The following is a 14,245-nucleotide window of genomic DNA, read 5'->3' as shown; positions in this document are numbered from 1 at the left end:
AGTCTCACAGTTTCTGGCCCCATCAAACCACTGGTAAAAACGATGACGTGCGGCACCGCGAAAAGATTCTGATCGACGCTGCCCTCCGAGAGCGTCGCGTCGAGATTCCTGTACGCGCTCCACACCACCCACTGCTTCGCCTGGATGTAGTGGACGTTGGCCTCCTGGTCCGCGGTATTCGGAGGCGGGTTGTCGCAGGTCCCGATTCCACTCGCGAGCGGCGTCCAAGACGACGCCTGAGAAAACCAGGGATTGAGCGTGAACGCGTGAATGAAGCTGTCGCTGCAGTCGACGGACACGCTTCCCAAGCCGTCCCCGACGAACTGGAGGTCGCTCGGTCCGGAATTGAAGTGGTTCTGCCAGAGGTTTGCGGGGATCCCCTGGATGCGGTTGTAGGCGATCACGTTGCCGAGGTTGGTCGTTCCGTCGAGGGTCAACCGGACGATGTCGAATGGGAGATTCGAGAAACTGTTTCGGTTCGGGAAGACGTCACTCCAGAGCGAGCCCGCGGCGTCGTCGAAGGGGTGGACGAACAGGTGGGTGGTGTCGCTCAACCACGGATCGGTGCTCGAGAGATTGGCGTGGTCGTTCTCGAGGATTCGTCCCATCCCGATTCGGCTGAGGCCGCTCAGCGTCGGATTGTAGAAGTAGTAGATGTTGTAATTCGTGTGGTGGAAGCGAAGGTGGGTGAGCGTCTCCGTCTTGGGGCGCGAGAACTGAAGCGTCTTCTCTCCCGTGGCGATCGTGCAGCTCTGCAGATGAAGATCCGGGCCCGCCGTCTCGGTCTCGGTGAAGACGACGAAGGAAGCGTCACGATTCACGTCGAGAGAACCCGTGACGTCCGTGCCGGCCGTCACGCTGCAGATCGTCTGAGCCGCCCCGAGACCCAGGGGGTATCTCCGAATCTCCGTGTAGGGTCCCGAAGTCGAATCGCGGCAGGCGGCGTAGAGGAAGTCCGTATGAAGGATGCCGATATTGCAGTGGCCTGTCGGGGTGAGGGCGGTCGGGGCGCCTGACTTCAGATCCAGCTTGTAGTACGTGAGCCCAGCCGCTCCCCCTGCGGTGATGTTTCGGAAGATCATCTGATCGCCGCGGTTCGAGTTCGAGAACTCGAAGTAGAGGCCGTAGTTGTCGCCGGCGAGTGGGAAACGATTCGTATTGGTCAGCTGGAGAACGGACTTTCCGGTCGTCGGGTCGACGAAGAGGGGAAACGGCCGCGAGAACGTTTCGTAGTTCGACGTGGTCCCGCCATTGAGATCGCTCCATACGGCGTACTCGTAGTCCGAATCCTGAGTTGCCGACGTGTCCGTGTAGCTCCCTCCTGGATCCGTCGTAGTCTGGGATGTCAGAAGCGACCAGGTGGCACGCCCGTCGTCGGTCCGAAACAGGTAGTGCGTGCGAGTGGGACCGGCGGGCAGGTCGCCGCTCCATACGAGCTCGACGACTTGATCATCAGGGGCGGACCGGATGGGAGAAAGCTCGAGGGCTTCCGCCGCAGGCGCGACAAGCACGAGCAGGATCGCGATCGAATAGGAAGAGACCCCTCTGAGGCGCATTCGGCACGAACGTTCCATTGGACGACTCCCTTCGTCGTGGGCTGGGCGCTTCCCGGGAGACGTCGAGAAGCGCTCGAAGAGATTGATGGGGGCAGAGTACGTCGCGCGGTCAAGCCGAACTGTCTCGCTGGTCACCTTTTCCGATCGGATTGCGAGGCGCACGCTGAGCGGACACCTCGAAGCGGGGCGACTGAGGACAATCGCTACCGGCGGGACATCCCACGTGGCCGCTTCCGACGCGACAGCAGTCTCGTGTCGGCGGTCGCGGAGCGGAGGTGCGAGCAGCGTCCGAGGGCAACCGTGCCGGGGGCCTCCAGAGCGCCATCTCCATCGCGTGAGCGCGGTCCAGGCATTGGGTGCACTCACACGGGTGTGCGCTCTCGATTCGATCCCGCTCGATCCTGCACCAAGGGCTGTAGGGGAACGCCCAGCGCGAGCGTTCGCGACGATCGTCAGGATGCGTTCATGTCTCTTTCAGAGATCGACGGATGGAATCGCGCTGCCTCTCCTCTCTCGCAGGGTGGAGGAGCGCACGCGCCCGGACGGTGCGGCCGTCGAAGATCCATCGACGATCGGCAGGGGCGCCACGCGCGGACACGACGCATCCCGGGCACGAGCGCGGCGCGTTCTCTTCATCGAAGACGCGGAAGCACTGGCCGAGCTGCTCGCCCTGATCGCGCGCTTCTCGATTCCAATTTCGCTCCGACTGGTTCACTTGATTTCGACAGAGCCATCGCATGTGAAGCGAGTTCAATCAGATCGATTCTGATGGCGATGCGTTTCGGATCGGAACGGTCAGGCCTTCGGAAGAGGTTCGGAGTGGACCGGAAATGTGATCGAATCGACTTCCGACACTCTTGACTGTACGCGGCATGCACGGCTAAACGTGGACCTAACATCCAAGCTCGAAGATCGATGGACGGGTTCAGTCGTTCGTGACCCTCGGAACAGTTCAGCACGTGTCGGTCGCTCGATGATCCGGCACCGCTGAGCCCGCCAACGTACGCGAGAGATCGGGATTCCGATCAGAAGGGAGTCGGCCGATGCCGATCACGTTCATTCGCCGTTGTCTGGTCCTGATCATGTCCTTCTCGATCGCGAGCGCCGCCGGGGCGCAACTCTTCGACGGAGGTTCCGATCAGCCCGTTGCGGGTGGTGGTGAAGAAGTGCTGAATCCGCCGACGTATCCGGCCGGCGTACCGGACCTGGAGCCCGAGATGGTCTCGTCCAACCCGTCGGATCGCCGCTGGGTGCCGGGACAGGTAATCATCAAGGTCCGTGCAGAGGCGATCGAGCGCGGCCCGCGCGCGCGGGGAGCGCGCCGGTCGGGCCAGTTCGATGCGCCCGTGCGGCAGCGGCTCAAGGATCGGTTGGCGAAGAAGTCCAGGCGCGCCGGATTGAAGGCGATGTCAGCGACCATGCCGCGCGGGCCTTGGGCCGCGCGGCGTACGCAGTCTGCGAACGTGCTCGCCGACCGCGTGGGTCTCGATCGAATCTTCCTTCTGGAGTTGAGGCGCGATCAGGCGGTGCACGCAGCGGTCGCCGATCTATCGAGCGACCCGGACATCGAGTGGGCGCAGCCGAACTACATCGCGCGTGCGAGCTACGTGCCGAACGACCCCTACTTCGGGACGAGTGGGGCGTGGGGCCAGACGGAGGGGGATCTCTGGGGCCTCGATCAGATTGACGTAGAGACGGCCTGGGATACGACGCTTGGCCAGGGCGTCGTGGTGGCGGTGGTCGACTCCGGAGTGGACTTCGACCATCCGGATCTCGCCGCGAACGCCTGGGTGAATCCAGGAGAGGACCTCGACTCGAGCGGAGTGATCGAGCCGAACGAGATCGACGGGATCGACAACGACGGCAACGGCTACATCGACGACTTCTACGGCTTCGACTTCGTGCGATCGCGAGACGGGAACGGAGACGGCGACTACGTCGACGCGGAAGACGACAACGAGGCGTATCCGCTCGATGTGAGCGGTCACGGCACGCATGTCGCGGGTACGATCGCGGCCGTCGCGGACAACGCCACGGGAATCGTCGGCGTGGCTCCTGAAGCACAGGTCATGGGTGTTCGTGGTCTGGATGCGGGCGGGTCCGGCAACATCTACGGCCTTGCCCAGAGCATCGTCTATGCGACGAACATGGGTGCACGCGTCATCAACAACAGTTGGGGCTGCCAGGGATGCCCGGTGAATCCGGTGGTCGAGGACGCCGTTCGCTTCGCCCACGGGCTCGACACGATCGTCGTATTCGCGGCCGGCAACGACTCTCTGTCCGCGAGCCAGGCGAGCCCGCAGAACATGGCGGAGACCGTGACGGTTTCTGCTTCGACGCCTACGGATGCGGCCACCGCGTTCACGAACTCCGGTGTCCTCGTCGACGTGGCTGCGCCCGGCGGCGGGGACGGGACGATCCAGGACCCCACCACGCTGAACATCCTCTCGCTCGTCTCCGGTCCGAGCCTGACGAATCCGCAATCGACGTACGTCGTCGGTCAGGACTACATCCGCTATCGCGGTACCTCGATGGCAGCGCCGCACGTGGCCGGCCTCGCAGCCCTGCTCGTCGCGCAAGACCCTCTGATCTCCAACGAGGAGGTTCGCCAGACGCTGCGACTCGAATCCGCTCCGATCGCGCCGGCCCTGGGCTTTGGTCGAATCGACGCGGATGACGCGCTGGCTTTCCCGAGCGTGAGCGAGGTGATCCTGGAGACGCCCGTCGATCGGAACGTCAACGGCATCGTTGTCCTCGACGGAAGCGTAGACGGCACGCTGCTTCACAACGCGCAGTTCGAGGTCGGCGTAGGCGAAGAGCCCGCAACCTTCGATCCTTGGTGGGTGAGCTGGACCTGGTCGCCCGGACCGCTTCAGGCCGCATTCGACTCGAACGCGCTGCCAGATGGTCCCGCCGTGGCGCGACTCTCGGTTTGGGACCAAGCCGAGATCGTCGAGAGTTCGACCTATCTCAACATCGACAACGTGCGTATCACCGCTCCGGTAGCCTTCGCGACGGTGGGAGGCACCGTGGATATCGAGTTCGAGACGGGTTCGTCGACGGTCCAGACGATCGAGCTGACCCTGTTCGACCCGGCTACAGGCGCGACGACGATTCTCTACAGCGATACGAGTCCGACCTCGTCGAGCTTCACCATCCCGCTCGACACGACCACCCTTGCGGATACCTACATCACTCAGTTCGGACAAGTGAGTTTCACGTTTCCGGTCGTCACGCTTACGGTCACGGCGGATTCCGGCAACGGGACCACGTTCACGGACGAGAGCGTTCTGCCGCTGGTCGTAGCGAACGGCGAGATCACGTCCCCGGGCAATCGAATCGCGTCGAGTGCGACCTTCGACGTCGTCGGCGATGCGGTACAGCCCTATGCGATCGACGTGCGATGGGACGACGGCCCCTGGCAGCAGGTCGCTACGGGCGCTGGCGGTCCGTTTACGCATCCGGTCAACCTCGCGTCGATGGGAATCGACGTCGACGCCTCGGATCTCGTCGAACTCCGACTCCTGGGTGACCTGGACGGCGACGGATTCTGGCAGGACGGGGAGTTCCTCGACTACGTCGCAGTCGTCGTGGGGGACGACCAGAAGCCGGGATGGCCTCAGACGGCCGCCGAGAGCGTCTACGTGCCGGAACTGGCAGTGGGCGACATCGATGACGACGGCGATGACGAGATCGTGACGCTTGGCACCAGTTGGCCGAAAGCCCTCTCATCCGGCTTCTACTCTGGCGTTCCGACGCTCGTCTCGGCATGGCAAGGGGATGGGACCTACCTGCAGCTGCTGGCGGACGGAACCGGTGATAGCCAGTTCGTTCAGTTCCGCACCTCACAGCCGGTGCTCGGCGACCTCGACGGGGACTCGACGAATGACGTCATCTGGAAGAGTTTCGGCGACATCTATGCTTCGGCGAACGATGGTTCGATCACGCCGGGATTCTCCTCGCCCGGCTACAACGACGGCGCGGACTATTTCCAGTTCCTGACGAGACATGACGATCCGAACTATCGAATGGTGGATCACGAGACGCCGATCTTCTTCACCTCCGATTCCGGCGACGAGCGGATTCTCGTGGGCCTGATTCGATATGACCTGACGGGACCGATCGTGAGTCCGACCATTCTTCCGCGTCCGCTCCATCTCGCCGAGAATCGAATCGTGCTCCACGACGAGAGCGGTAGCGTCGTCGCGGACCGGGATCTCGGCCCGGGTCTCGCCGATTCCGAGCAGACCCGTTTCCGCACGGTGGCTGACCTCGATCGGGACGGAACGCTCGAGATTGCCGTGACCGACCGGCCGTTCCCGACCGGAACGCACACCAACCCCGGTCGGATTCAGATTCTGGATGGCGCAACGCTTGCGACCGAGACCACCATACTGCCAGACGGCGGAGCGGTTCGTTGGTTGTCGAGCGCGGACGTCGATGGCGACGAGGATCTCGAGCTGATCTTCTATACGCAGCGCAAGAACGACTCCGTAACCGGACTAGAGCCCTACGCACTTCAGGCCTATCACCATGACGGCACTCTCGTGAACGGTTTTCCGCGACCGATGCCTGACACGAACACGAACATCGTCGCCATCGCGCTCGCGGATCTCGACTACGACGGTGACTTCGAAATCGTCTATTCGTCCAACGACTTCACACAGGGCATACGCGAACTCGTTGCGATCGACGTGGACGGAAGCGGGGCCGGTGTTGTCTCTGGCTGGCCGGTCGCGGTGACTGATCGGGCTTCATTCGTGCGTGAGCTCCGCGCTGCGGACGTGGATTCGGTGCCAGGCGATGAGGTGCTCTACCTCGGTGAGAGCTCGCCACAGATTCCGTTCGGGTACGGATCGACGGCTCTCACTACGACCGTTCAGACTTTCGTCGAAGTCCTGAACGGAGACGGAACGCTCTATCAGGGTGGTTTCCGCAGGCACACGCCGGCGTTGGGCGGGCACCTGGCTCGGTTCGCGGTAGGCGATGTCGATGGCAGCGGCCCGCCGGAGCTCGTGATCGCCTCAGCGAGCGTCGCCGCGGACCTCACGACCAAGACGGATGTCTCGGTGTACTCGCTCGACGGCCCGGGGCGCGCGGCCGGCCCAACCTGGGGGAACCTCTTCGGAAATGTACGTCGGGACGCGTCGACACCCGATCGGGATCGTGACGGCGTGCCGGATCACGTCGATAACTGCTTGACGATCGCCAACGGGCATGCCGAAGGGATCTATCAGTACGACGCAGACGCGGATGGAATCGGAAACGCATGCGATCCCGATCTGAATCAGGATACACACACGACAACGCAGGACTTCACACCCTTCAATGACTGCTTCGTCGGGAATCTGCCGCCGACGGATCCGATCTGTCAGGCGGCGGATTTCAACGGCGACACCGTTGTCACCACGGCGGACTACCCGACTTTCCACAGCTACTTCACGTCGAATCCGTCGACACCCGGTCCCTCGGGTCTCTGGTGCGCCGACGCGACGGGAGCGACTGCGCCGTGTGAGCTCTGAAGTCATTCTGGTGGTCTGGCGACAGGGGGGCCGCGGCTTCGCGCCCGGTAGGACGTTGGTTTTCTGGTCCGACGGATCGCGATTGAGATCGGGCGGGTAGACCGCCAGCGGGTACGACAGACTCTCCCCACGCTCCGCCTTCGCAGCCGCGTCCGCCGGCTCCCAGATTTTGGGGCACGCGCGAGGAGCACGCTGCCACCCTCCGTCCTGGCCTCGAGACATGCCTGGACCGGCCGGCTGTGGGGCGAGCTCTCCCGCGACGGGGGAGAGGCCGGCCAATGCGGGCGGCCTTTCGACCGCTTCCGCGCACGCTGGAGAATGCTGCCCCATGCCCTTCCGCGACTCATGGGGATCGGCGACCCGAACGCGAGGATTCGGCTCCACCTGGCGCCCGTGGAAACGCAGAGGGTCGATATCGCCGAAGTGAGGACGGCTGCGCGCCCGAGCGCTTGAACAAAGCCGCTGGCAAAGCGAAGCTCCCCCAGCGAACATCGTTCTCGACCTCACGTTTCACCAAGCGCCCCGAGCGACTCTGGATAGAGTTCGATGGCCATCGAAGCAACCGCCCTCGAAGCGCGTCTCCGCGACGCCCTCGAAGCGACCCACGTCGAGGTGATCGACGAGTCCCACCTGCACGCCGGCCACGTCGGCGCGCGGGACGGCGGCGGGCACTACCGCGCCGTGATCGTTTCGGAAAAGATTGCCGAGCGGATCTTGGGTCTGCCCAAGGACTGAGATTTGCGGAGTGATCCCAAAGGAGAGAGGAGCGATGCAGAACGTTCTCGCGATCTCGATCGTGCTGATCGCGGCGGGGCCCGTTCTGGCGGCGACGCCCATGCCCGAGATTCCGAGCCGGTCCGCGTGCGACGCGCACTTCCAGAAGAAGGGCGACGTGAAGACTCGCTATGGGTCGATGGAGGCCTATCTGTCGTGCCTGCTGACGGGATCGGCGGGGACGCTCGTGATGGAGGCCAGGCGCCTCTCGGACACGGCCTCGCTGGCGCTCGAGCAGCTCAGCGGTGACTCCCAACCGGAGGTCGTTGTCGCGACCGTGCGGAATACACGGGCGATGAACAACCTGAGTCTGGCGACGTGGCGGTATCTCTCGAATTTCCTCTACCAGGTAGAGGACGAGGAGACGCGGAAGCTCTTCTGCGAGTTCGGCGAGCTCGGATTCCAGAAGGGGCCATTGATCGAAGAGCTGGCGGGCCTCCGGGTGAACCGTCTTGAGCAAACGGATCCCGAGGTCGCGGCCGCCATGAAGAAGAGCGAGGCGACGACGAAGGGCTTCTGTCAGGCGAAGGTCGACGCGTACAAGGAGGGTCGGATGAGCGAGCCCGAGCGGAACTTCGTCTTCCCCGCGTCCTACATGTCGACGGTCGTCGCCTGCGCCGAGCAGGACATCGACTTCTACCGCCTGATCGACCCCGAGCCCCATCGAGTGGCCGTGATCCCGGACGAGCCCTTCGCGGAGGCGATGGATGCGCTCGAGAGGATCAACTACCACTGTCACCTCCATCCGCCGGAAGCGAAGGACTGAACCGCCATGGCGATCGAAGCCTCCGCCCTCGAAGCGCGTCTCCGCGACGCCCTCGAAGCGACCCACGTCGAGGTGGTCGACGAGTCCCACCTGCACGCCGGCCACGTCGGCGCGCGGGATGGCGGCGGGCACTACCGCGCCGTGATCGTCTCGGAGAAGTTCGACGGGTTGAACCGGGTGAAGTCTCAGCAACTCGTCTACGGCGTCGTCGACGACTGGATGGGCGCCGAGATCCACGCGCTCAGCATGAAGACGTTCACGCCGGATGGGTGGGCCGCGGAACAGTCGTGAGGGCGTCCGGTCGGAGCCTGCTGATCTTCGCGCCCCCGTTCGTGCTCGCCCTGGCGGCGATGAGCCGTCGCGGTCGAAACCAACGAGTCCGATCTCGTCGGCGACGGGCGCGTCAGCGAGCGGAATGACGCACAGCTCCGACTTCTTGGAGATGTCGCGCGAATCTGAGCCACGTCGGTAGGGAATCGCCCACTTCCCTCTCGGAGCCGGTCACGTTTCGGGAGCAACCAGTGCGCGCGATCCCTCGCTTTTCGACTTTCGTCCGTATCGTCGGACTGACCCTCGGGCTCTTGATCGGCCTGCCGGCCCTCGGCCGCGCCCAGGCGAGCTTCGAGATCCTCCCCCTCGCCCCGTCCCTCAGCGTCGGCACCCGGCAGGCCATGCTCGACATCTCGGGGGATGGCACGACGGTCGGCGGGTCGTTGGTCGACCCGACGACGTTCGAGCGCCAGGCCGGTCGATGGGATGTGGGCGTCGGTCCCACGCCACTGGGAACGGCGGTCGATCCCGCTCCCTTCACGTCGGTCGCGTTCGGCGTGAGCGGCGACGGCTCCACGCTCGTCGGGGAGTTCGACGATCGAGCGGCACGGTTCGAGCCGGATGGCTCGGTCACTTTCGTGGCACCGCAGCCCTCGGCTTCCTTCACCGGAGCGATCGCGACCTCGCGTGACGGTTCGGTCGTACTCGGCAACGACTCGTCTGCCTTCACGGGGCCGTCGCTCGGTGCCTTCCTCTGGGACGAGACGAACGGCGCCCGCGCGCTTCGTGCGGGAACGGGTTTCGACGGGAGCCTCGTCGGGCGGGGCCTCTCCGACGACGGCCAGGTCGTCGCCGGGATCCTGCAGGACTCGAATTCCGATCCGTCCCAGGCGTACCGCTGGACCGAGTCCGGCGGGATCCAACGCCTGGGAACGACCCCCGGCCGCGACTTCAGCCGAGCCTTCGCGATCTCCGCGGATGGCACGACGATCGTCGGGGACTCCGGATCGTCAGGGTCCTCGTCGTTCGAGCCGAAGGAAGCCTTTCGCTGGACGGAAGCCGGCGGGATGGAAGATCTCGGCCGCTCGATCCGGCTCTTCTCGCCGTTCGGACCGGTGGTCGAAGCGAACGTGACGCCCTTCGGCGTCTCCGGTGACGGTTCCGTGGTCGTCGGGCGCTCGAACTGGAGCCCCGATACCGGTGTGATCTGGACCGAGGCCTGGGGCGAGTGGCGGCGCGCGCGCGACGTCCTCGTGTTCCTCGGCGTGACCGGTCTCGAGGGCTGGGATCTCTTCGAGGTACTCGACGTCTCGGACGACGGCCGAGTGATCACCGGCTGGGCGACGCCGCCACGGCAGATCGAGAGCGTGGCGTTCCGCGCGGTGATTCCCGAGCCGTCGACGGCCCTGCTGCTCGGCCTAGGGCTGGCAGCGCTCGGTGCGCGCCGCCGCTGATCGTCGCGTCGAGCACTTCCTCGTCCATCGGCAGGCTCCGGTTCTGGTCGACGACCGTCTGCATCGTGTAGAGGATCCGATCGAGCAGGAGCTCGAGCGACGCCTGCTCGTCCTCGGTCGCTTCACACCGCGCCGCGTCCGACGGACGAGACCCAGGAGAAGATCGTGGGGCTCGAAGCGACGGTGCCCGTGGCGAGCGTGCGCCAGGCGCTCCAGCGCACGCCGTCCCAACCCAGGTGCTGGACCCGCCCCGTCCGCGCCGTCGCCACGACCTCGACCTGTCGCCCCCGCCACGCGGCGACGGACGGAGTGCCGACGAGGTCTCCGCCGAGGGACTGCCAGGCGAGCGGCGCCGGTCCCCACGCGCTGCCGTCCCACCACTTCGCGACGAGCTGGCCGCTGCGATCGCGCGCGAAGATGCTCATGGCTTCGCCCTCGCGGACGGCGACCGCGATGGGGCTACCGAGGTCACCGCCCAGATCGATCCAGCCCGACCAGGCGTTGCCGTCCCAGCGGTCGACCCGGGCCCGACCCGTCGCGTCGACGGCGAAGAGGTCGATCTGGTTGCCTCCCCAGGCGACGAGGGTCGGCGCCTGCGCGAAGGTCCCGCCGAAGTCGATCCAGTCCTGAGGACCGGGCTGCCAGCCGATGCCCGATTGCCACCACTTGTAGACGAGCCGACCCGAGCGATCGAGGGCGGCGACGGCGAGTCGGCCGCGTTCCCAGACGATCGCGGCGGGATCGCTCGCGAGCTCCCCGCCGAGGTCCTGCCAGCCGGTCCAGCTGAAGCCGGTCCAGGTCTTCTGCAGGAGGCGCCCGTCGCGGTGGCGGCAGAAGATCTCGAGGCGGCTGCGACCCCAGGCGACCATCGCGGGGCGACCGACGAAGTCGCCTCCCAGATTGGACCAGCCGCTCCACGTGCTTCCGTTCCAGTGGCGGTAGGCCGCCTCGCCGTTCGGCCGGATCGCGACCACGCCGAGTCGATCGGGTGCGTACATGACACCCGCCGCGCTCGACGACGGATCGAAGCCCGCGCCCATCGAGCGCCAGCCGGCCCCGCCCGGTCCCCAATCCCGACCATCGTGCCAGTGCCCGAGCAGCACGCCTCCGGCGTCGACCGCGAGCACGTTCAGTCGGAAGCCGACGCCCATCTGGTCGAGGGCGTTGCGGAACATCGAGGCGAGATTCGGGTCCGCGTGGAGCCCGTTGGCCGCCGCGATCGAGCCCGCGGCGAGCACGCGGCCTCCGCCGAGCCGTGACCAGTCGACGATCTCGCTGATCACCTCGTCCCGTCCGGTTTGCGCGACCCAGCCCGCCTCGTAGTTGAGGCGCCGAACGTTGGCTACGCCGTGGGCGAGAACGTGTGGCGGCGAGGTCATCACGACGGAGGGGGCACCCGGGATGCGCGCGAGGCTCACATCATACTCATGGCCCACGACGCTGCGTCCGCCGAGCTCGTCGCCGGGAGCGACCGGGACCAGCTCGGGCTCGCAGAAGAAGGGGTGGCCCGGGTCCTGGACCTCGTAGGCGACGGGCGTGCCGCCGAAGCCGATGCACTCGATTCCGATTGCCTGCCATGCGGGATGGCCGGCCTCGCGCATGAGCCCCCCGCGGCGATGGTCGTGCGTATGGTAGACCTCGCCGACGGGCACCGGCTGGTAGTTGTTCACCGACATCGGCAGCTTGCGGCACTCGATCACGTCGTCCTCGAGCGTGACCCGCCAGAACATCGTGTTCCCGGACGCGACGATCACCTGCCCGCCCGCGTCGATGTAGGCGACGAGCGCCTCGTACGCCTCTCGACTCCAGTACTCGCTGTGGCCCGTCACGAAGACGACCGGGTAGTCGGCGAGCCAGGTGGGGTCGGCGTGAAGGTCGGCGTCGCCGATCATGTCGTAGTCGTAGCCGCCCTGCTCGAGCCAGACGTGCAGCGCGCGCTCCGCACGGACGAGGTGGCCGTATCCCGAGCCCGTCGGGTACTCGAGGTAGGGGTCGGCGCTCGGCCAGGGCAGGTCGAGCCCGAGCTGATAGGCGGGGACGCCGCTCGAGTCGTGGCGCTCGTAGAAGCTGTAGCGGGCGGCGCTCGAGTGCGACTCGAAGGGGGCGTGGTTGTAGGCGTGCCAGGTGTTCGTGTTCGCGAGGACCAACACGCGCGCGGACGGACGGTTTGGCGCCGGGCGGACGACGAACGTCGCGTGGTAGTCGTCGCCCGTACTGCGAGCGATGCGGGCGACGTAGAGGCCGCTCGCCCAGGTGTCGGGGATCGTGATGCGGGTCGTCTCGGGCCAGTCGACGGCGTAGAGGTCGTCGGGCGAGAGGCGCAGTGCGTGTCCGCGACTCGGGTCGGTATCGGGGTCGTAGGCGGGGTCGAAGCGGGGGACGGTGGCGGCGGCGTAGCGCGGACCGCCGATCATCCACGTGCCGCGGTTCACGATCGTGCCATCGCGCCGAACCGGGCTCACGTCGCGCACGTCGTGACCGGACTCCTCGTCGAGGGGCCAGCAGCCCACCACGTCGCTCGTCTTCGGCGGGCGGATCGGGTCCATGTGCGTCCGCTGATGGATCTCGAGCTTGGCGAGGGCGCGACCGTGAATCGTCGGCATCGCGAGGTCTCCCGCCAGGAAGCGTGTCGTCACCCCGCCTTCGCCATAGGCGCCGAGGCGGAGCGGGGCGCGCCCCGCCTGGAGCGTGCGAGAGAACGTCGTCGACTCGGCCGTGAGCTGGCCGTCGAGGTAGAGGCGCGTCCGGCGGCCGTCGAAGGTGGCCACGACGTGGGCCCAGGCGTCGGGCGCGATCTTGCGCGCGCTGGTCACCAGCCAGGCCGACCGGAACGAGCCGCCGTCTCCGAAATACGCGACGGGTCGGAGCTGATCGTCGAGGAAGAGGCCCACGCCGCAGTGCCTCGCGTAGTCGTACTGCGTGATCAGGCCGTGCCAGCGTCCAGCGGCCTTCGGCCGGACCCAGCATTCGAGGGTGATCTCGGAGAACTTGGCGCCGGCGGGCAGCGCGCGCTCGACGTGGACGTAGGAGCCCGGCCGGACCTCGCGTGGGGCAGCGGGGAGGGGATTCGATTCGTGGAGCAGCCAGTCGCGGTCGCGGGAGGTGATGTCCCAGCCGAGGCGTGCCACCTGGAGCCGGTAGGCCTGGTCGCTGCTGATCCGGAAGCGGACGGTCTCGCCGGCCGCCACGCTCTTGTCCGAGATCACGTGCACGCCGGCAAGGACCTGAGCCGCGTTCGGGTCGGCCTCGCGGATCGTCGATCCCTCGAGCGGCGAGTCGGCCCGGGCGGGGAGGGCGCCGCCGGCGACGGCGCTGGTCACGGCAAAGCCCCCGAGGCCCTTCAACAGTGAGCGTCGGTCGAGTCTTCGGCTCATCGATTCTCCTTCCGTGGCCCCTCGGCGCCCGGACGGTCGGACGCTCGAAAGCCTGGATCCCTCGATCCGTCGGTGACTCGCCTGGGGTCGAGGATGGGGCGTGCGGAGAGGGGACACTGTGAAGAGGTTCACAGATCGAGATGTGGACGGTAGTCTGCACCCGGCACGCATCGTGCGATGTCGGTCTGCATGCCGACGCTGCACGTCCCTCGCCGCCCACCCCACTGCCCCAACCCCGACTGCGATTTCCATGCAGATCCAACCGGTTGGCGCTTTCAGAAGAAAGGCTTCTACGAACGAGAGGCCCGGCCGCGCAGGATTCAGCGGTACCGCTGTACCCGTTGCGGCCGCTACTTCAGTTCACAGACCTTCTCTCCGTCCTACTGGCTGAGACGCGGCGATCTCCTCGAGGACGTGTTCCACCTCCTCGTGAGCTGTGCGGGCTTCCGGCAGTTCGCCCGGGCCAAGCGCGTCTCGCACTCCACCGTTCGGAGGCTCAGCGACCGGTTTGGTCGGCATTGTCTGCTGT

The 14,245-nt window shown here is 66.1% G+C and carries 7 protein-coding genes; 5 read left to right on the top strand and 2 right to left on the bottom strand.

The features are described 5' to 3' along the window. Nucleotides 1–1,556 (bottom strand): hypothetical protein (locus tag NXI30_28870; GenBank protein MCR9098253.1); only part of this gene is annotated, 1,556 nt, incomplete at its 3' end. A gap of 1,418 nt (nt 1,557–2,974) precedes the next feature. Between NXI30_28870 and NXI30_28865 the strand changes: the two genes are divergently transcribed. From NXI30_28865 to NXI30_28845, 5 genes are all read left to right on the top strand, one after another. Then, nucleotides 2,975–7,078 carry a S8 family serine peptidase gene (locus NXI30_28865; GenBank protein MCR9098252.1) on the top strand — a complete coding sequence of 1,368 codons (4,104 nt, stop codon included), beginning with the start codon at nt 2,975–2,977 and terminating at the stop codon, nt 7,076–7,078. Between the two features lie 546 nt (nt 7,079–7,624). Continuing rightward, nucleotides 7,625–7,813 (top strand): BolA family transcriptional regulator, encoded by a 189-nt coding sequence (locus NXI30_28860; GenBank protein MCR9098251.1) that lies wholly within the window; start codon nt 7,625–7,627, stop codon nt 7,811–7,813. Nucleotides 7,814–7,847: 34 nt separating this feature from the next. Further along, nucleotides 7,848–8,618, top strand: a complete 771-nt coding sequence (locus NXI30_28855) for a hypothetical protein (protein MCR9098250.1) — start codon at nt 7,848–7,850, stop codon at nt 8,616–8,618. 6 nt (nt 8,619–8,624) lie between these two features. Beyond that, nucleotides 8,625–8,909 (top strand): BolA family transcriptional regulator, encoded by a 285-nt coding sequence (locus tag NXI30_28850; protein ID MCR9098249.1) that lies wholly within the window; start codon nt 8,625–8,627, stop codon nt 8,907–8,909. A gap of 230 nt (nt 8,910–9,139) precedes the next feature. Further along, nucleotides 9,140–10,342 (top strand): PEP-CTERM sorting domain-containing protein, encoded by a 1,203-nt coding sequence (locus NXI30_28845; GenBank protein MCR9098248.1) that lies wholly within the window; start codon nt 9,140–9,142, stop codon nt 10,340–10,342. A 122-nt stretch (nt 10,343–10,464) separates the two neighbouring features. Here NXI30_28845 and NXI30_28840 read toward each other — a convergent pair whose 3' ends face one another. Continuing rightward, complete coding sequence (locus NXI30_28840) at nt 10,465–13,716, bottom strand: LamG domain-containing protein (GenBank protein ID MCR9098247.1); 3,252 nt, start codon at nt 13,714–13,716, stop codon at nt 10,465–10,467. Nucleotides 13,717–14,245 lie beyond the last annotated feature (529 nt).

This window comes from bacterium, assembly GCA_024742285.1.
GTDB lineage: Bacteria > Myxococcota_A > UBA9160 > UBA9160 > UBA4427 > UBA4427.
Note: the sequence above shows the minus strand (reverse complement) of the source record. Positions and strands in the feature narration are given on the sequence as shown.

What these genes read in the sequence shown, in the direction of transcription:
- NXI30_28840 (MCR9098247.1), bottom strand. Translation starts at nt 13,716, where the DNA reads ATGAGCCGAAGACTCGACCGACGCTCACTGTTGAAGGGCCTCGGGGGC.
- NXI30_28865 (MCR9098252.1), top strand. Translation starts at nt 2,975, where the DNA reads ATGCCGCGCGGGCCTTGGGCCGCGCGGCGTACGCAGTCTGCGAACGTG.
- NXI30_28855 (MCR9098250.1), top strand. Translation starts at nt 7,848, where the DNA reads ATGCAGAACGTTCTCGCGATCTCGATCGTGCTGATCGCGGCGGGGCCC.
- NXI30_28860 (MCR9098251.1), top strand. Translation starts at nt 7,625, where the DNA reads ATGGCCATCGAAGCAACCGCCCTCGAAGCGCGTCTCCGCGACGCCCTC.
- NXI30_28850 (MCR9098249.1), top strand. Translation starts at nt 8,625, where the DNA reads ATGGCGATCGAAGCCTCCGCCCTCGAAGCGCGTCTCCGCGACGCCCTC.